This is a genomic window from Nocardia acididurans, from assembly GCF_016741815.1.
GTDB classification, from domain to species: domain Bacteria; phylum Actinomycetota; class Actinomycetes; order Mycobacteriales; family Mycobacteriaceae; genus Nocardia; species Nocardia acididurans.
This window is the reverse complement of sequence record NZ_JAERRJ010000012.1, coordinates 123,043-139,135: the sequence shown is the minus strand read 5'-3', so window position 1 is coordinate 139,135 and position 16,093 is coordinate 123,043. Positions and strand designations below refer to the sequence as shown.

The 16,093-nt window shown below is 68.1% G+C and carries 18 protein-coding genes and 3 tRNA genes; 12 read left to right on the top strand and 9 right to left on the bottom strand.

The window, feature by feature from the left end; genetic code table 11:
- The first annotated feature begins 123 nt into the window (after positions 1-123).
- The 3 genes from JK358_RS29295 to JK358_RS39520 are packed head-to-tail and all read left to right on the top strand — an operon-like array spanning position 124 to position 2,026.
- Positions 124-1,026, top strand: coding sequence for an LLM class F420-dependent oxidoreductase (locus tag JK358_RS29295; RefSeq protein WP_201954003.1), 903 nt, complete (start codon positions 124-126; stop codon positions 1,024-1,026).
- Positions 1,023-1,352, top strand: a complete 330-nt coding sequence (locus JK358_RS29290; protein WP_201954000.1) for a hypothetical protein — start codon at positions 1,023-1,025, stop codon at positions 1,350-1,352. Before JK358_RS29295 ends, JK358_RS29290 begins: the two co-directional genes overlap by 4 nt.
- Positions 1,349-2,026: a Dabb family protein gene (locus JK358_RS39520; protein ID WP_232852097.1), complete on the top strand. Its 678-nt coding sequence runs from the start codon at positions 1,349-1,351 to the stop codon at positions 2,024-2,026. Before JK358_RS29290 ends, JK358_RS39520 begins: the two co-directional genes overlap by 4 nt.
- Here JK358_RS39520 and JK358_RS29280 read toward each other — a convergent pair.
- Positions 2,023-3,240, bottom strand: coding sequence for an MFS transporter (locus JK358_RS29280; protein ID WP_201953997.1), 1,218 nt, complete (start codon positions 3,238-3,240; stop codon positions 2,023-2,025). The genes JK358_RS39520 and JK358_RS29280 overlap by 4 nt on opposite strands.
- Positions 3,241-3,427: 187 nt before the next feature.
- Here JK358_RS29280 and JK358_RS29275 point away from each other — a divergent pair, with 187 nt between their 5' ends.
- From JK358_RS29275 to JK358_RS29265, 3 genes are all read left to right on the top strand, one after another.
- Positions 3,428-4,273, top strand: coding sequence for a patatin-like phospholipase family protein (locus tag JK358_RS29275; RefSeq protein ID WP_201953994.1), 846 nt, complete (start codon positions 3,428-3,430; stop codon positions 4,271-4,273).
- Between the two features lie 141 nt (positions 4,274-4,414).
- The gene (locus tag JK358_RS29270) at positions 4,415-4,804 is read left to right on the top strand and encodes a hypothetical protein (RefSeq protein ID WP_201953991.1); all 390 of its coding nucleotides are present in this window, start codon (positions 4,415-4,417) and stop codon (positions 4,802-4,804) included.
- Positions 4,805-4,930: 126 nt separating this feature from the next.
- The gene (locus tag JK358_RS29265; RefSeq protein WP_201953988.1) at positions 4,931-5,089 is read left to right on the top strand and encodes a hypothetical protein; all 159 of its coding nucleotides are present in this window, start codon (positions 4,931-4,933) and stop codon (positions 5,087-5,089) included.
- Between the two features lie 3 nt (positions 5,090-5,092).
- Here the strand turns inward: JK358_RS29265 and JK358_RS29260 are convergent, their stop codons facing one another.
- Entirely contained in the window at positions 5,093-5,677 is a 585-nt protein-coding gene (locus JK358_RS29260) for a hypothetical protein (protein WP_232852095.1), read from the bottom strand.
- Positions 5,678-5,790: 113 nt separating this feature from the next.
- Here JK358_RS29260 and JK358_RS29255 point away from each other — a divergent pair, with 113 nt between their 5' ends.
- Entirely contained in the window at positions 5,791-6,924 is a 1,134-nt protein-coding gene (locus JK358_RS29255) for an FAD-dependent monooxygenase (protein ID WP_201953985.1), read from the top strand.
- A 21-nt stretch (positions 6,925-6,945) separates the two neighbouring features.
- A complete protein-coding gene (locus JK358_RS29250) occupies positions 6,946-7,383 on the top strand; it encodes a hypothetical protein (protein ID WP_201953981.1) in 438 nt (145 codons plus the stop codon).
- 204 nt (positions 7,384-7,587) lie between these two features.
- On the opposite strand, the gene mraY is transcribed toward JK358_RS29250, so the two are convergent.
- A complete protein-coding gene (mraY, locus tag JK358_RS29245; protein ID WP_201953980.1) occupies positions 7,588-8,661 on the bottom strand; it encodes a phospho-N-acetylmuramoyl-pentapeptide-transferase in 1,074 nt (357 codons plus the stop codon).
- A gap of 273 nt (positions 8,662-8,934) precedes the next feature.
- Here mraY and JK358_RS29240 point away from each other — a divergent pair, with 273 nt between their 5' ends.
- Entirely contained in the window at positions 8,935-9,168 is a 234-nt protein-coding gene (locus tag JK358_RS29240; RefSeq protein ID WP_201953978.1) for a hypothetical protein, read from the top strand.
- A 209-nt stretch (positions 9,169-9,377) separates the two neighbouring features.
- Here JK358_RS29240 and JK358_RS29235 read toward each other — a convergent pair whose 3' ends face one another.
- Both JK358_RS29235 and JK358_RS29230 read right to left on the bottom strand, forming a co-directional pair.
- Entirely contained in the window at positions 9,378-9,761 is a 384-nt protein-coding gene (locus JK358_RS29235) for a DUF4870 domain-containing protein (protein WP_201953976.1), read from the bottom strand.
- Between the two features lie 44 nt (positions 9,762-9,805).
- Entirely contained in the window at positions 9,806-10,780 is a 975-nt protein-coding gene (locus JK358_RS29230) for a helix-turn-helix transcriptional regulator (RefSeq protein ID WP_201953974.1), read from the bottom strand.
- A 62-nt stretch (positions 10,781-10,842) separates the two neighbouring features.
- On the opposite strand from JK358_RS29230, the gene JK358_RS29225 reads away from it, so the two are divergent.
- On the top strand, positions 10,843-11,196 hold the full coding sequence (locus JK358_RS29225) for a YybH family protein (protein ID WP_201953970.1): 354 nt from the start codon (positions 10,843-10,845) through the stop codon (positions 11,194-11,196).
- 46 nt (positions 11,197-11,242) lie between these two features.
- Positions 11,243-11,719: a DUF488 domain-containing protein gene (locus tag JK358_RS29220; protein WP_201953965.1), complete on the top strand. Its 477-nt coding sequence runs from the start codon at positions 11,243-11,245 to the stop codon at positions 11,717-11,719.
- On the opposite strand, the gene JK358_RS29215 is transcribed toward JK358_RS29220, so the two are convergent.
- The 4 genes from JK358_RS29215 to JK358_RS29200 all read right to left on the bottom strand — a co-directional run bounded on the left by JK358_RS29215 (position 11,682) and on the right by JK358_RS29200 (position 13,721).
- Positions 11,682-11,764 (bottom strand) — tRNA-Tyr (locus JK358_RS29215). The two genes, JK358_RS29220 and JK358_RS29215, sit on opposite strands and share 38 nt — an antisense overlap.
- Position 11,765: 1 nt before the next feature.
- Positions 11,766-11,842 (bottom strand) — tRNA-His (locus tag JK358_RS29210).
- A 7-nt stretch (positions 11,843-11,849) separates the two neighbouring features.
- Positions 11,850-11,923: transfer RNA gene (locus JK358_RS29205), tRNA-Val, on the bottom strand.
- A 178-nt stretch (positions 11,924-12,101) separates the two neighbouring features.
- Positions 12,102-13,721 (bottom strand): FadD3 family acyl-CoA ligase, encoded by a 1,620-nt coding sequence (locus JK358_RS29200; RefSeq protein WP_201953962.1) that lies wholly within the window; start codon positions 13,719-13,721, stop codon positions 12,102-12,104.
- 224 nt (positions 13,722-13,945) lie between these two features.
- Between JK358_RS29200 and JK358_RS29195 the strand changes: the two genes are divergently transcribed.
- Positions 13,946-16,090 carry a pyruvate, phosphate dikinase gene (locus JK358_RS29195; RefSeq protein ID WP_201953959.1) on the top strand — a complete coding sequence of 715 codons (2,145 nt, stop codon included), beginning with the start codon at positions 13,946-13,948 and terminating at the stop codon, positions 16,088-16,090.
- Positions 16,091-16,093 lie beyond the last annotated feature (3 nt).

The window sequence follows — 16,093 nt, the reverse complement described above, 5'->3', positions numbered from 1 at the left end:
CGTTGTGGCATCCGACCTGGTGTTTTGTCATCTCACTGAACGGGACCGCCCGCCGTTGTGACGCCGATTACACGCGACCCTCGAACCGGGTGTTTCTAATCGAAATAGGTTGGAGGTGGCGCGATGCGCCTCGGCATGCTGATGCCATATCTCGACGGTCTGGTGACCTCGGGTGCGTTCCTGCGCGAATTCGCGGCGGCCGCGGAGGACTGCGGCCTGGAATCGATCTGGACCGTGGAACACGTTGTGGTGGCCCAGGATTACGAACCGCTGTACCCGTACTCGCCGGACGGGAAGATGCCGGGCGGGGACCTCGGGGTGCCGATGACCGATCCCCTGGAGACGCTGGCCTTCCTGGCGGGGGCGTCGACCTCGCTGACACTCGGCACGGCGATGGTGGTGGCCCCGCTGCACAGCCCCGTGGTGCTGGCCAAGCGGGCGGCCACCCTCGACATCCAATCCGGTGGCCGGCTGCTGCTCGGACTCGGAATCGGCTGGCAGAAGGAGGAATACGCGGCCGTCGGCGTGCCGTTCGAGGATCGTGGCGGACGGCTGGACGACTGCATCGGCGCGATGCGGGCGCTGTGGACGGAATCGCCCGCGAGCTATTCGGGCAGGCATGTGGCCTTCGAAAGACAGTTCTGCCTGCCGCAACCGCCGCGATCGATCCCGATTGTGCTGGGCGGCAACAGTGCTCCGGCGGTGCGGCGCGCCGGGCGCGTGGGTGACGGCTGGTTCCCGTACACGATCACCCCGGAGGATTTCGCCCGGGGCGCGGACCGGATCCGCGAATACGCCACTGCCGCAGGCCGTTCCGAGGACGCCGTGGAGATGACGATCTGGCCCGGCTCCTGCGACTTCACCCGCGAGTTCGAACCCGACTTCGTGCGCGGCTACACCGAGGCCGGAGCATCGCGAATCGTGCTGACCCCACCCATGTTCGGCCCGGAATCCCTCCTCCACGGCGTCGAATCCCTGGCGGGCTATGTGGACCGCTACCGCAACGAGGTGGTGGCGAAACTGTGAGCACCCCGACCGTGCACCCCGTCCGCGTGGTCGACCGCGTGGTCCTGCCCGTCCACCGCGTCGACACCTGGCTCGAAAGCTGGCGCACCGACTACGTTCCCGGCGCGACCGCCCGCGGCCTGCGCGACCCGCACGTCTGGCGCAGCCATCACGACCCGGATTCCGTTGAGCTGCACATCACCTGGGAACTCGCCGGAATCTACGAGTTCTACGGCATGCGCGGCGCGGCGGCCGCCGACCCCGCCGTCGCCCGCTTCTGGGCTGATACCGACGCCATCGCCCTGCACCGGCAGCGCGACGTCCTGGCGCTGGAGGAGGACCGATGAGCCGCTGGGTGATCCTGAGCGCACCACTCGAAGCCCATTCTCCAACAGTAGATCCGGGGGATACCGAGGCGGCTGCCCTCGATGCCGCCATGGCCGAGCTTTCGCGGGCCGCTGCTACCCGGCCCGGCGTCGAGCACTGCTCGGGCGGAGCCGACCTACCCGGTAGTCAGGGCGGGCTGGGCGCGGTGTGGGACCTGAGGGCCGAAATAAGCCCGGCGCAAGCGCTTCCGGCACTCTTCGGTGCGGGTGCGGGTGCGGGTGCGGGTGCGGGTGCGGGTGCGGGTGCCGAGGCGATCCCGCTGACGCCGGTCGCCGCACACGTCGCCCCGTGTGCGGCCGACCGGCGGATCAAGCGCACCCTGCTCCTGACCGTCCGCCCCGGCACCGCGGCCGATGTCCTGGAACGCTTCGAATCCGACCTCATGGCCATGGCCTCCCACATCCCCGCCATCAAATCCTGGTCACTGAGCCGCGTTTCGGGTGACAGTCGTTGGACTCATGTGTGGGAGCAGGAGTTCGAGAGCCCGGACGGTTTGAACGGCGACTACCTGCTGCACCCCTACCACTGGACCCACGTGGACCGCTGGTTCGACCCCGAGATCCCCGGCTCGATCGTCGAACCCGCCATCGCCCACCTGTACCGGTGGGCGGACGGGCCGGTGCTGACGGGTTAGTCCGTTCCGGAACTCCGCCACCGCGCGGGACTGCCCAGTGCCCACGCCGCACCCGCGGTCAGTATCGCGAGCGCCCCCGCGCACGCCATGACCGTTGCGGTGGAGCTTGCGTCCACCACCAGTCCGCCCAGGAGCGCCCCCGCCGCCAGCGTGAACTGGAACGAACTGGTGAACAGCACCGTGGCGGCCTCAGGATGCTGCGGTGCGGAGCGCGCGAACCAGGTCTGCGAGCAGGCCGGGACCATCCCGTAGGCCAGGCCCCACACCAGGAGCGCCGCCACCACGGCGAACGCCTGCTGCCCGAGGACGGGGAGCAGCAGCGTCGTGGTGGCGATCAGTGCGGCGGCCGCGGTGAAGGTGGCGCGCGGTCCACGGGCGAGAGTCCGGCCCGCGACCGCGGTGCCCGCGATCCCTGCCACGCCGTAGAGCAGCAGGTAGACGCTGACGGTCTGCTCGCCGACCCCGGTGGTCTCTCGCAGGAACGGTGTCACGTAGGTGTACGCGCCGAAATGCGCGATGACGATCATCGCCGTCACCAGCAGCCCAGCGTGTACACCGGTCCCGCGTTTCCGCAGCAGCGTGAGAAGTACTGCGCCACTGGTGATCCGGATCGCGGGCAGCCGGGGCAGCGTGTACGCGAGCGCGCCCGCCACGAGCGCCGTCCCCACACCGAGCACCACGAACGACCACCGCCATCCGGCGAGGCGTCCGAGTTCGGTGCCCGCGGGCACCCCGATCACGGATCCGGCGGGCACGGCCGCGAAGATCACCGCGGTCGCCTTCGCCGTTGCCGCGCTGCGCACCAGCCGCGGCGACAATCCCGCCCCGATCGACCAGAACCCGCCGATGACCACACCCAGCAGGGCCCGCCCACCCAGCAGCACCCAGAACGCGGGCGCCGACGCACACATCAGATTGGCCACTACCAGCGTGATCAGCAAGGCCACCAGCATGATTCGCCGATCGACCCGGCTCGTGGCGATCGTGACCAGCGGCGCGCTGACCGCCGCGAGGATGCCGGGCAGCGTCATCAGCAATCCGGTGGTGCCGTGGGACACCCCGAATTCAGCGCCGATCTCCGGCAGCAGCCCGATCGGCAGGATCTCGGCGGTGACGATCACGAAGATCCCCAGCGACAGACACCAGACCGCACCCCACCGCTCGGCGGATGCCGAATCGGTAGGTGGCGGCAGTTGTTCCACGGTGGTGGACACGTATATCCCCTTCCAGGATCGGGATTTCGATGATCGGCGCCGAGTTCCCAGTAGACCGGCCGGGTTTCGCCATGTCCGGCGGCTTCCGGACATCACCGCGGGCTGTCGGCGGCGTCGGAAGTGACTGCCGCTCTGGCCGTCGGTGTTCTCGCCCGCTCGTCAGTCGCGCCCGATTACCCTGGCAGTCATGTCTGACCCGGTGTCGCCCAACGGAACCCGTATCGCGCTAGTCCTGGGCGGAGGTGGTCCGGTGGGTATCGCCTGGTTGACCGGTCTGGCCGTCGGGTTCCGCGATGCGGGCATCGACCTGGCTCTCGCCGACCGCATTGTCGGCACCTCGGCGGGCGCGATCGTCGGCACGGTTCTCGCGGCGGGTGGCGACCCGGCGTCGCTGCTGCGCCCGCCCGCTCCGGACGCGCCGCCCGTACATGCCGATCCCGCCGTGCTCGGCAATATCTTCACGGTCATGGTGCAGAACCGGGGCCAGGATCCGGCCGAGGTGCGCCGCAAGATCGGCGAACTCGCCCTGAAGGCCGAAACCGGTGCTCCCGCAGTGCATGTGGCCCGGATGTCCGCCCTGGCGGGCGTCTCCGACTGGCCCGCCGGCGATCTCGTCGTCACCGCCGTCAATGCCACCACCGGTGAATTCCAGCCCTGGACAAAGGATTCCGGCGTATCCCTGGCCGATGCCCTGGCCTCCAGCACGTGCGTCCCCGGTGTCTTCCCGCCCATCCCCATCAACGGCGTCCCCTATATCGACGGCGGCATCCGGTCGTCCATCAACGCCGACCTGGCTCTGCCCGCCGACCTCGTCCTCATTCTCGAACCGTTGGCGCATATGTTCCCGCGCGCCCGCACCGACCGTGACCTGGGTTCCGCCACCGAGATATCGGTTGTCCCCGACCCCGCCGCCATCACCGCCTTCGGCCCCGACCTCTTCGGCGCCGCGGCCCTGCTCCCCGCCTACGAGGCCGGCGTCCGGCAATCCGCCGAAGCCGCTGCCCGGCTGAAGGAGTTCTGGCCTGCCCGCTGACCCAGCCGTGTCAGCGAACGTGTCAGCCGCGCGTCAGGGCGGTGTCAGTCGCGGCGGCGACAGTGTGTACATCGAACAGATCGAGCGGCCCCGAGCAGCGGGGCCGATCGAAATCCGCACGGGTTCAAAGGAGTACACACCATGACCAGCACGCTGACCGACCAGGCCAAGTCCACCGTCCGCACCGCCGCCTACGGCGCGGTATCGCTGCTGGCCGCGGCCGGCGCATCGCACAAGGGCATCACGAACGGCTCGCGGGCGCTGATGTCGGCGACCGGTGCGGTCGGCCATGTGCTGGCGGCCAAGTCCAAGGACATCCACCTGGAGGGCAAGACCGTCGCGGAGCTCGCCGATCAGGTGCTGCCGAGTCTGACCGCCGCGGTGGCCGTGCTGGCGGAGCAGGATCCGGCGGAGGCGGAGAATTTCCGCAACACGGTGCGCGTCGCGGTGGATGCCGCCGTGCAGGGGCAGCCCACCCCCGCGGTCTCGGAGATGGCGCGCAAAATCGGCGCGGCCCTCGACGCGGCGTGAGGCAGCGGTTCGTCCCGGGGTCGTACCGGCCCCGGGATTCCGCTGCCACCGCGTCGCCGTTGCACTGTCCCTGACCGATCCGGCTGTGGTCCACGGGAAGTCGTATCTCCTACGGTGAGAGCGACTGTGCGGGAGCCGGTGGTGAAGCGCCTTTTTGTTCTCCTGGCTGCGATCCTCATCGCTGCCTCGACCTATGACTACGCCAAGTCCGATGGGCACTACGGCCTGATAGTCGTCGTCGGCGTCATCGCGGCATTGCTGTTGACCGTCAAGGCGATCGAATAACCGCTACTTCATGTAGCGCAGCAGGCCGAGGTCCGGCTCCAGTGCGCCGTCCTGCCCCAGCGCCAGAAAATCCGCCTCGACCTCGGCGAGTGCCAGCCTGCCGGCGCGGACCGCCCGGTAGCGGACGAACGACCACAGGAACACGTCGAGGTTGTCGAACCGGGTGCCCTCCTCGACGACCTCCTCCTCGTGGAACCACACGGCCACTTGACCATTGGTGAGCACCACGTACAGATTCCCGCCGCCGTCCGCGCCGATCGAGTACACGTCGTCGTCGGTGAGTTCGGTCTCGTAGTCGGAATCGCGTATACCGCAGTCGTTTCCGGCGAAGTCGAAGGCGTAGGACCAGTCGAAGACATCCAGGAACTGCGGCATCCGGTCGGATCGCACCCGGCGGTCGAGAGCCGCCAGCGCGTCCGCGTGCTCGGGCGCGAGGCGGGCGAGGAACGGTGCCACGGGACGAGTTTCAGCGGGCACCTCGATCGGTGCGGCATCGGAGAACCAGCGCGCCAGGTCGGCGTCCAGGTCACGATCGGTGTAGCCGACGAGGTCGGCGAGGGTGAGGGTCACGGCGGGATTCTGCCGCATCGAGTCTTCCGGCGGGAGTGGAGATCTCATGCGACCGGAGTGATGTGGACCTTATGGACCGCGCGGGGGATCGGTGCTTACGATCCGAGGAAGGAGCACATCGAGGGGGAATCATGGGTGAACCTGTAGGCCGGGCCGGTGTCGTCGGGGGCGGTATCGGCGGTCTCGCGACCACGATCGCACTGCGCGCCGCGGGGTGGGACGTCACCGTATACGAGCGGTCTCCGGTGTTCACCGAGGTCGGCGCGGGAATCACGCTCGCGGCCAATGCCTTGACCGCACTGGATGTCCTGGGCCTCGGCGATACCGTGCGGGCGGCGGCCATCCCGGATCGGCCCGGCTTCGCCCGGAATCACCGTGGGCGCGTGCTGATCGATGGCCAGGTCAGCGATTTCGTCGGCGGTCTGGTGACGCTGCATCGCGCGGACCTGATCGAAATCCTCGCCGCCGCGGTACCCGAGCAGTGCGTCCGCTCCGGTACCCGGGTGACCGCCGTGCACGCCGACGGCGTCATCGAAACCGACTCCGGCACCGAACGATTCGATCTCGTCGTCGGAGCCGACGGGGTCCACAGCGTGGTTCGCGAGCAATTGTGGCCCGGCGAGAGCCCGGTGCGACGCACGGGCATCACCGCCTGGCGATGGGTCCTCGACACCCCCGCGCCCGCGCCGGTGGGCGTCATCATGGGCAGGTACGCCGAGGCCGGGGTGATCCCGATGTCCGGCGGCCGCACCTACGTCTTCGCCGCCGCCCATCCCGGATTCGCGACCCTGGACCATTTCGCCGACTGGCCGGACCCGCTCCCGCAACTCATCGCCGCCACCGACCCCGCCCGCATCGTCACCGACGAGATACTCGAAATCGCTGTCCCGCAGCAACTCTGGAAGGACCGCGTGGTCCTCGTCGGCGATGCCGCACACGCCATGCGCCCCACCCTCGGCCAGGGCGCGGGCATGGCGCTCGAGGACGCCGTCACCCTCGCCGCCTGCGCCCCCGATCCGGCCCGCTACTCGGCCACCCGTCGCCGCCGCGTGGCGACCATGAGCGCGCTGTCCCACCACGGAACGCGCATGACCTCCCCGGGTTCGGCCACCGCCGCAGCCCTCCGCGACGCGATCATGCTCGCCACCCCCAACGCCCTTCTGATCAGGATGTTCCGCGCCGCCAACCGCCGCGCCCTGCGCGGCTGGCAGCCACCACAATCGATCACAGCCCCCGAAACCCATGCGGCCGACGGTTCCGCCTGACTACCATCAAGGTCGATTTCCGTGATCGGCATAGTGCAGGAGGCGGCCGTGTTCGCGAAAAAATGCGCCCTGTTCGCGGTAGCCGGGGCCGCGGCCCTGACACTGTGTTCACCCCCGGCGAGCGCCGACCCCGATTCGGAGTTCATCACCCTCGACGCGGTGCTCACCTCCACCTCCGAGGGCCTGCGGGCCTCCGGCATCTACTTCTGCGACGGCGGCATCGGCTACCTCGACGTCTCCGCATCGATCGGCACCAGCGGCAGTGGCACCATCCAGCTCACCAGCTCCCCGCCCGGCGTCACCCTCCAGTGCACCGGCCAGCGCGAACCCTGGACAGTCCTGCTGAAGCCGACCAACGGCATGCCCGTCCTCGTCCCCTACACCGAGGGCACCGGCAAAGCCCAGCTGAACCGCAAATACTGGAAGGTCGACTCCGGCGAGGTACCCCTCCACGTCTGACCGGTTCCGGGGTAATCCTGCTGGCGCTGCTCCTGCGCCTGTTCGCTCCCGGCTGGTGGGTGGCCATCCTCATCATGTCCCTCGGCGTGGCCGCCCTCCGCCGCACACTCCGATTCCGGCCCGCTGCTGATTCGTGCCACCCCCACTCGCCGCGGCATTCAATCGAACTTCACCAGCACCCAAGTACCATCCGGCGCGGGTCGGTCATCCGACTGCGGCGAGGTATTCGCCGTAGAACAGCATCAACCCGACCGCCGCGGAACTTCCGCCGAGTAGCCAGAAGCGGATGGTAATGGTGGTTTCGGCCCAATCGCTGAGCTCGAAGTGGTGGTGGAACGGTGCCATTTTGAACAGCCGGTTACGAGTGGTGCGGAACACGACGATTTGCAGTAGTACCGAAAGGATCTCGGCGCAGTACAAGGCGCCGACTACGACCATCAGCAACTCGGTTCGGGTGGTGATCGACAGACCGGCGAGCAATCCACCCAAGGCCAGCGATCCGGTGTCGCCCATGATGATTTTGGCGGGTGCTGCGTTCCACCACAGGAATCCGAGGCAGGCCCCCACTCCGGCAGCGCAGACTACCGCGAGGTCGAGCGGGTCGCGCACGTCGTAGCAACCGGTCTCGGGGGTGGTGGCGCAGGCGTTGGTGTATTGCCAGAACGTGATGATGACGTAAGCGCCCAGCGCGAAGCTCATAGATCCGGCCACCAGCCCATCGAGTCCGTCGGTGATGTTCACCGCGTTGGACCAGGCCGCGATCAGGAACAACACGATCAGCAGGAATCCGACGACCCCGACAGAGACGGTGGTGTAGTCGCGAACGAAGGACACATACCGGCTGCCCGGTGTCACCCCGGTGCTGTCGGGAAACCGCAACGCCAGCACGCCGAATACGACAGCGGCGGCGAATTGGCCGAGATACTTTCCGGCAGCGGTCAATCCGAGATTGCGGCGCTTGTACAGCTTGATGAAGTCATCGAGGAATCCGACCACGCCCAGTGCGGTGGTCAACCCCAGCACCAGCAATCCGGAGGCCGTTACACCCGGTGCGTCGTAACGGATCCCGACCAGGTGCGAGCCCAGATATCCGGCCCAGATACCGATCAGGATCGCGATACCGCCCATCGTCGGGGTGCCGCGTTTCCTTTGGTGTTGTGGTACCTCGGCCCGGATTTCCTGACCGAGCCCTCGGCGAGCGAACAGTTTGATCAGCATCGGTGTCAACGTGATCGACACCGTCAACGCGACCAACGCCGACAACAGGATCTGCCCCATCCGCCCCACCCCTCCAACCCCGCCGAATCACTCCGGCCGCCACCGACCGTTCGGCCGCGTCGCTCAAGACGTTAGCCAAAGACATCAGATAACCCGACATCGGCGACGTCGCCGGCGCAGAGGTGCTGAGTCGGAACCATCGCCTGCCGACAACGGCGGGCGCCCGCCTCTTGTGCGATCAGCGGCATGAGCGCACGGTGGGAGTGATCTCGTTCGAGTTGTACGGGAATGAATCTCGCCGCGAATCACAACAGACCGTGTGTACATCTGTGTATGCCAAATCTGGATGTCGCAACCTACCAGGACCTCGTCGGAGGGACTTTCGATCTCGAGACCAACTCGGTCACCCGTGCAGATGGAAGCACTCTCCAACTGCCCATCCCGGATGTGTCATCCAGAGTCATTCTCTATGGGAATGACGACCCGGAGCTCAACCTACAGAGGCTCACCATCGTCGTTCAGAAGGTCGAAAACCGGCTCTGCGCCATCAAGGTTCACGCGGGCTGACCAGCGAGGTCCCGCTGTCCAGCGGGACCTTCGGGGCTGTCCTCGGCATGTGCGGATACTGCGACGGCCCCGAGCCTCGCCTGCGATGGCCAGTCTTCATGGTTCAGATCTGCGTACGCATAGAACAAACCTATAGTTTCGCTGATTCGTGTGAACGGCAACGGCCCGAGATGGGCTCGGGCCGTTGGTTTTTGGGATGGGTGTGCGGGTTATGCGACCGAGGTGGCCAGTCGGTCGGCGTAGGGGGCGGTGAGTTTTCCGACTACGGGGAGTTCGGTGCGGGCGCCGGCGGCGTTGTTCGCCTGGATCATGGCCATGATCCAGATGACGAGGGTGAAGACGGTCAGGGCCAGGCCGGCGAGGGTGAAGAGGATGCCCAGTGCGCCGAGGAGTGAGCCGATGATGGTCAGGGCGATATTGGTGATGGAGACCGCTCCGAAGAAGATGATCGATTGTGCGGCATGGAATTTCACGTCGGGGTCGTGTTTTCCCAGGAAGAGGAAGACGATGCCGGTGAGCCAGCCGAGGGCGTAGGACAGGATCGCGCTGGTCTTCTTGTCCAGGCCGGTGGAGTGCGGTTGAGAAGATGTCATGCGGTAAGTAGATGGTGCGAAGGGCGCTCTACCGATCCCAACTTTCACTCGTCGGCGCGGTAGCGGGCGGCCATGGCGGTGGCACGGTCGTGCAGGGCGGTGCGGAGCCATTGGGGGGCAAGGGCTTCGGCCTGGGTGGCCAATTGCCACAGCGCCCATTCGGCGTGGCGGGAATCCTGGAAGGTGGCTTCCAGCATGAGCCAGTCGTCGGCGTCGGGCTCCTCGGTGAGGATGGCCAGGGCGGTGCCGGCCAACTCGCCGCGGCGGCTGGGGTGCAGCCGCAGCCGGACGGTGACCTGGTCGCCGCCGGTGCGGAAGCGGGTGCTGCGTTCCTGCCAGGCGCGGCCGAGGTCGACGCGGTCGGGGCGTTGGGCGGGTTCGTCGAGTTCCTGGGCGGCGAGGATGCGGGAGAGCCGGTAGGTGCGGTCGGCGCCGGAGCGCGTGGCCAGCAGGTAGGCCTGGCCGCGGGCGGTGACCAGGCCGATGGGGTCGATCGTGCGCCACTGGGCGGGCTGGTCGGCGGCGGCGTAGTGGATGCGGAGTTTGTGCCCGGCGAAGACCGCCCGGCGGACTTCCGCGGCGACGGCGTCGGGGACCTCCTCGGGGGTCAGGCGGCGGGCGAGCAGATCTGTTTCCGGGTCGATGAGCAGGCGCTCGGCCGCGTCGGCGGCGGTGGCCCGATAGCTTTCGGGGAGTGCGTCGACCACCTTGCGCATGGCCGAGGCCAGGGCCGGGGCGAGGCCGAAAGTCTGTGCGCCACGCCGTGATCCGGCGACCAGCAGGGCCAGCGCCTCATCGTGGTTCAGTCCGGTGAGTTCGGTGCGGAAGCCGGGGAGCAGGGCGAATCCGCCGTGCCGGCCGCGTTCGGCGTACACCGGCACCCCGGCCGCGGACAGCGCCTCGATATCGCGCAGGACGGTGCGCGTGGACACCTCGAGCTCGCGGGCGAGGGCGGCCGCGGACAGCTGACCGTGCTGTCGCAGCAGCAGCACCATCGAGACCAGACGGTCAGCTCGCATAAGAAAATCTTTCTCCGGAATACATGACACAGGATGTCGTGATTCATTGACAGGCTTACAGTATGACCAACAAGAAAGTGGCCACCGAGCCGAACGACCTGGGCAAGTACTTCGTCGAACTCGCCAATGCGGGTGACGTGGACGGGCTGGTGGCGTTGTACGAGCCGGACGCCGTGCTGGCGTTCCCGCCCGGCAACCTGGCGACCGGGCACGCGGAGATCCGCAAGGTGTACGAGCAGTTCGTCGCGGCCGCGCCGGTACTCGAGCCGGGCCGTCTGCATCCGGCGCTGGTGAGCGGGGATCTCGCCCTGACAGCGGCCACGCTGACCAACGGCGACGTGACCGTCGAGATCGCCCGCCGCCAGCCGGACGGCTCCTGGCTGTGGGTCCTGGACCAGCCGGTTTTCCAGGCGTAGTGGAGTAGCGGTGGGCGCGGTTCGCCCGCGTCCACCGCGACCTGCGATGAAGCGAATCACGACAGTCGGCGTCTACGGCTTCACCGCCGAGACCTTCCTCGAGCAGCTCGCCACCGCCCGCGTGGGACTGCTGCTCGACCTGCGCCAGCGCCGCGGCGTCCGCGGACCCGACTACTCCTGGGCGAATTCCCAACGGCTGCAACGGGCTCTCGCCGAGGCGGGCATCGCCTACCGGCACGTCAAGGCACTCGCCCCGACCACCGAATTACGCCAACTCCAATACCGCGAGGACGACCGCCAGGGCGTGGGCAAGCGCAACCGCATCGCACTGGCACCGGAATACCGCGAGCGCTACACCCGCGAGATCCTCGACCCGTTCGACCCGGGCGCACTGCTGGCCGACCTACCGAGCGACACGGTGACGGCCCTGTTCTGCGTAGAACGCGATCCGCAGGCCTGTCATCGCTCACTGGTGGCCGCGCGTCTGGTGGGGGCGGTGGGGATCGAACCCACCTGCGCGTAGGCGCCTGATTTACAGTCAGGGTGAGCCACCAGGCTCATCGCCCCCGTGGGCTGAACGACGGGACTCGAACCCGCTTGGATCAGTGTCACAAACTGATGCCTCGACCACTTCGGCATCGTCCAGCATGGGATGGACCGGGAGGGATTCGAACCCGCAACCTACTGTGTGTAAGACAGCCGCTCTGCCAATTGGAGCTACCTGTCCATGGAAAACAGTGTGAGGGAGAGGAATTGCCCGCAGGGCTAGGATTCCTCGACGACTCGATGATGGGACGCGTATGGCGCTGAAGCCGAATAGTGATGCATTGCCGTCCCTTTCATGTCGTTGCCGTCGATGCTGGCTATGACGCTAACAGCCCTGCGCGGGAAGGGAAACCGATTATTCAGTTGCCCCGGCGCAGTTGGTCTTTGAGGACTTTGCCGCCCGGGTTACGGGGCAGCGCGTCGGCGAAGACGATCTCGCGGGGGAGTTTGTAGCCCGCCATGCGGGGGCGCGCCCAGTCGATGAGGGCGGTGGCGTCGGGCGCGGCGTGATCGGCGAGGACGACGACCGCGCGGCCCACCTCTCCCAGCCGGGGATCGGGGATGCCGACCACGGCCACCTCGTGAATATCGGGGTGCTGCAACAGGATCTGTTCGATTTCGGCGGGGTAGGCGTTGAAGCCGCCGACTATGTACATGTCCTTGAGGCGATCGGTGATGCGCAGGTAGCCATCGGCCCCGAGGGTGCCGATATCACCGGTGTGCAGGTATCCGCGGGTGTCGATGGCGGCGGCGGTGGCCGCCGGATCGTCCAGGTACCCCTGCATGACATTGGGCCCTTTGACGGTGATCTCCCCGGGTTCCCCGGCCGCGACGGCGTTCCCGTCCCGGTCGATGATGCGGATCTCGGTGTCCGGCAGCGCTTTTCCCACCGTTCCGGCGATCAGCTCGGCGGGCGCTTCGGGCGGGCACACGGACACCACGCCGACCGACTCGGTGAGACCGTAGGCGGTGAAAACGTAGGGCACGCCGAGCTCCTCGCGGATGCGGTCCACCAGCTCCGCGGGGATGGTGGTGCCGCCGGTGCCCGCCAGCCGCAGTGAGCCGAGCAGATATCCGGAGTGGTCGGCCCGCAGCAGATCAGTGAAAAGAGTTGGTGGCCCAGCCAATACGGTGATGCGCTCGTTCTCGATGAGTTTCAGCGCCAATGCGACGTCGAAGCGTTCGATCGGCACCATGGTGGCCGTGCGCAGCAGGCACGCGATGATGCCCGCCTTGTATCCGAAGGTGTGCGAGAACGGGTTGACCAGCAGATACCGATCACGAGGCCGCAGCGTGACCGCGTCGGCCCACCGCTCGAACACCTCCAGCGTCTGACGATGGGTCGCCAGTACGCCTTTCGGCGCTCCCGTGGTGCCCGAGGTGAACAGGATGTCGGAGACGGCGTCGGGTTCGACCGCGGCGAACCGCTGTGCCGCCTGGGCATCCGGCACCGTGGTTCCGGGGGCCAGGAATCCGGCCCAGGAGCTGGTGTCCCACTCCGGCGTGGCTTCCCCGGGCGCTTCGTCCAGCAGTACGAGATGTTCGAGATCCGGTAGCCGGCGGCCGGATTCGGCGAGCATGCCCGGATAGTCGTTGCCCAGGAACTCCTGCACGGTGCACAGGCAGCGAACCTTGGCGCGCGCCAGCACTTCCGCGGTCTCGGGTCCGCGCCAGCGGGTGCTGACCGGCACCAGGGTCGCGCCCGCGCCGAGCATGCCGAGGGCGGCGGTGATCCAGCGCAGACTGTTGGGCGCCCACATGCCGACCCGGTCGCCGGGTTCGAGGCCGGAGGCGATGGCCGCGCGGGTCACGGCGTCGACCTGCTCGGCGAGTTCGGCATAGCTGAGCCGCCCCTCGGGGCCGGTGACGGCGACGGCGTCGGGGTACCGCCGCGCCCGGTCTGCCACCAGGGCCGGAATCGTCGAGATCGGAGCCGATCCGGAGATGCCGCCGATGGATGCCGCGTGCCGCCGATCCATGTCGTCATCCTGCCGCACGACCCGGTGTGGGATGCCCGTTTTTACGGTGCCATCCCGCTGACCGGGCGTGCCACGCCGCCGCCGGTGTGTCACGCCGTCATATGCCGACTAGGCAGTTCCGCTGATCGGGATGGCGCTTGGGCGTGTGCCCCGTCACCCGGCACGCTCGATATCAGGTCCCGAGGGGTGCGGGCGGACGAATTCCACGACATCGAAGGAGTGACATGACCGCGGGAGCGGAGCAAGCGCTGCGAACCGATACCGTCGTCGAACTCGACGGCACCTGCGGGCTGTCGCGGGACAGAATCGGCGGCAAGGCGTGGAGCATCGACCATATGCGGGCGCTCGGGCTGCCGGTGCCGCCCGCCTTCGTGATCACCACCGACGCGTGGGCCGACTTCACCCGGCGCGGCGCGATCGCCGAGGAGATCTGGGCGCAGGTGCGCACCGGGATCGCCATGATCGAGCGCGGCACCGGGCGCGGCTTCGGCGCGGAGCGGCGGCCGCTGCTGGTGTCGGTGCGCTCGGGCGCGGCCATCAGCATGCCGGGCATGATGGACACCGTCCTCAATCTCGGCATGACCGAGGCGGTGCAGCGGGCGCTCGCCGAGGAGACCCGGAACCCGGTGTACGCCAACGACACTCGTGAGCGTTTCGTACACCAGTACCGCGAGACGGTGCTCGGCGACCCGACCGGCCCGGTGCCCGCGGACCCGTGGGATCAGCTGCGCGGCGCGATCGAAGCGGTGTTCCGCTCCTGGGATTCGGCACGCGCCAAGACCTATCGCCGTAATCGCGGGGTGCCCGATACGCTCGGCACCGCGGTCACCGTGCAGGCCATGGTGTTCGGCAATCTCGACGAATTGTCCGGCACGGGTGTGCTTTTCAGTCGCAACCCGAATACCGGCGACGGCCCCGTCTACGGTGAGTGGCTGGTCGGCGGTCAGGGCGAGGATGTGGTGTCGGGCCGGCTGACCCCGCGCCCGCTCGACGAGCTGGCCGCCACCCAGCCCGGCGTGCACGAGCGGCTCATCGCCGCCGCACAGCTGCTGGAACGCGATGGGCGCGATATCCAGGATGTCGAGTTCACCGTCGAATCCGGCACCCTGTGGCTGCTGCAGTCCCGAGCCGCCAAGCGGTCGGCGCGGGCCGCGGTGCGGGCCGCCGTCGCCATGGTCGACGAGGGACTGATCGGCGCGGACGAGGCGCTGGATCGGGTCACCGCCGAGCAGGTCCGCGAGGTATTGCGTCCGGCCTCGGGTGACACCGGCGGGCAGGAACCACTCACCCGCGGCGAATCCGCCTGTCCCGGACTGGCTTCCGGTGTCGTCGTCACCGATCCGGACGAGGCGGAGGCCCGTGCGGAGGCGGGGGAGGACGTGATCCTGGTGCGCCCCACCACGAGTCCCGACGATCTGCACGGCATGATCGCCGCCCGCGCCATCGTCACCGAACTGGGTGGCACCACCTCGCATGCCGCGCTGGTGAGCCGCGAACTCGGCCGCCCGTGCGTGGTCGGCTGCGGTCCGGGTGTCGTCGACGCCCTGACCGGCCGGACCGTGACCGTCGACGGCGGTGCGGGCCTGGTGCTGGCGGGTGAGGTCACCGCCAAACCGGTCGAGGTGGCCGTGCTCGACGATATCCGCCGCCTGGCGCACTGGGCCGGGGTCGACGCCGATCAGCTGCCCGTGCGCCTCGAGGAACGCGGTGCGGCGACGGAAAGCGCCGCGCAGGAAGGGATCACCGTGAACGCGCCGATCACCGAACTGGAGGTGCTGCGTCTGGTCGGCATCAAGGGCCGGGTGAACGCCGACAACCTGGCCGCCAGCCTGAGCGTCGAGGTGAGTGAAATCGCCTCCCGCTGTGCGGATCTGGTGACCGCGGGCCTGTGCGCCACCACCCCCGCCGGATTCCGCCTGACCCCCGAGGGCCGTCCGCGCCTGGAACAGCTGCTGGCCGCCGAACGCGACACCGTGGATCACGCCGCCATCACGGCCGCCTATGACGAATTCTGTGTCTACAACGCCGATCTCAAAGTGATCATCACCGATTGGCAGATGAAGGATCCGGCCACCGTCAACGATCACGCCGACGCCGAATACGACGCCGCGGTCCTGGCCCGTCTCACCGGCACCCACCAGAATCTGCGCCCGCTGATCGGCCGCCTCGGCGGTATCGCCCCCCGGCTGGCCCGCTATTTGGGCCGCCTGGACCGCGCGGTGGAACGCATCGGCGACGGCGATCTCACCTACGTGGCGCGTCCCATCATGGACAGCTATCACACGGTCTGGTTCGAACTGCACGAAGACCTCATCGGACTGTGCGGCCTCACCCGCGCCGAAGAGGCGGCGGCCGGCCGTGCCCACTGACCC

Excerpts from the sequence above, each read along its gene's own strand:
- JK358_RS29225 (WP_201953970.1), top strand. The coding sequence starts at position 10,843 with ATGACCAACAAGAAAGTGGCCACCGAGCCGAACGACCTGGGCAAGTAC.
- mraY (WP_201953980.1), bottom strand. The coding sequence starts at position 8,661 with ATGGGGCAGATCCTGTTGTCGGCGTTGGTCGCGTTGACGGTGTCGATC.
- JK358_RS29230 (WP_201953974.1), bottom strand. The coding sequence starts at position 10,780 with ATGCGAGCTGACCGTCTGGTCTCGATGGTGCTGCTGCTGCGACAGCAC.
- JK358_RS29240 (WP_201953978.1), top strand. The coding sequence starts at position 8,935 with ATGCCAAATCTGGATGTCGCAACCTACCAGGACCTCGTCGGAGGGACT.
- JK358_RS29275 (WP_201953994.1), top strand. The coding sequence starts at position 3,428 with ATGTCTGACCCGGTGTCGCCCAACGGAACCCGTATCGCGCTAGTCCTG.
- JK358_RS29255 (WP_201953985.1), top strand. The coding sequence starts at position 5,791 with ATGGGTGAACCTGTAGGCCGGGCCGGTGTCGTCGGGGGCGGTATCGGC.
- JK358_RS29195 (WP_201953959.1), top strand. The coding sequence starts at position 13,946 with ATGACCGCGGGAGCGGAGCAAGCGCTGCGAACCGATACCGTCGTCGAA.
- JK358_RS39520 (WP_232852097.1), top strand. The coding sequence starts at position 1,349 with ATGAGCCGCTGGGTGATCCTGAGCGCACCACTCGAAGCCCATTCTCCA.
- JK358_RS29235 (WP_201953976.1), bottom strand. The coding sequence starts at position 9,761 with ATGACATCTTCTCAACCGCACTCCACCGGCCTGGACAAGAAGACCAGC.
- JK358_RS29270 (WP_201953991.1), top strand. The coding sequence starts at position 4,415 with ATGACCAGCACGCTGACCGACCAGGCCAAGTCCACCGTCCGCACCGCC.
- JK358_RS29295 (WP_201954003.1), top strand. The coding sequence starts at position 124 with ATGCGCCTCGGCATGCTGATGCCATATCTCGACGGTCTGGTGACCTCG.
- JK358_RS29220 (WP_201953965.1), top strand. The coding sequence starts at position 11,243 with ATGAAGCGAATCACGACAGTCGGCGTCTACGGCTTCACCGCCGAGACC.
- JK358_RS29260 (WP_232852095.1), bottom strand. The coding sequence starts at position 5,677 with ATGCGGCAGAATCCCGCCGTGACCCTCACCCTCGCCGACCTCGTCGGC.
- JK358_RS29200 (WP_201953962.1), bottom strand. The coding sequence starts at position 13,721 with ATGGATCGGCGGCACGCGGCATCCATCGGCGGCATCTCCGGATCGGCT.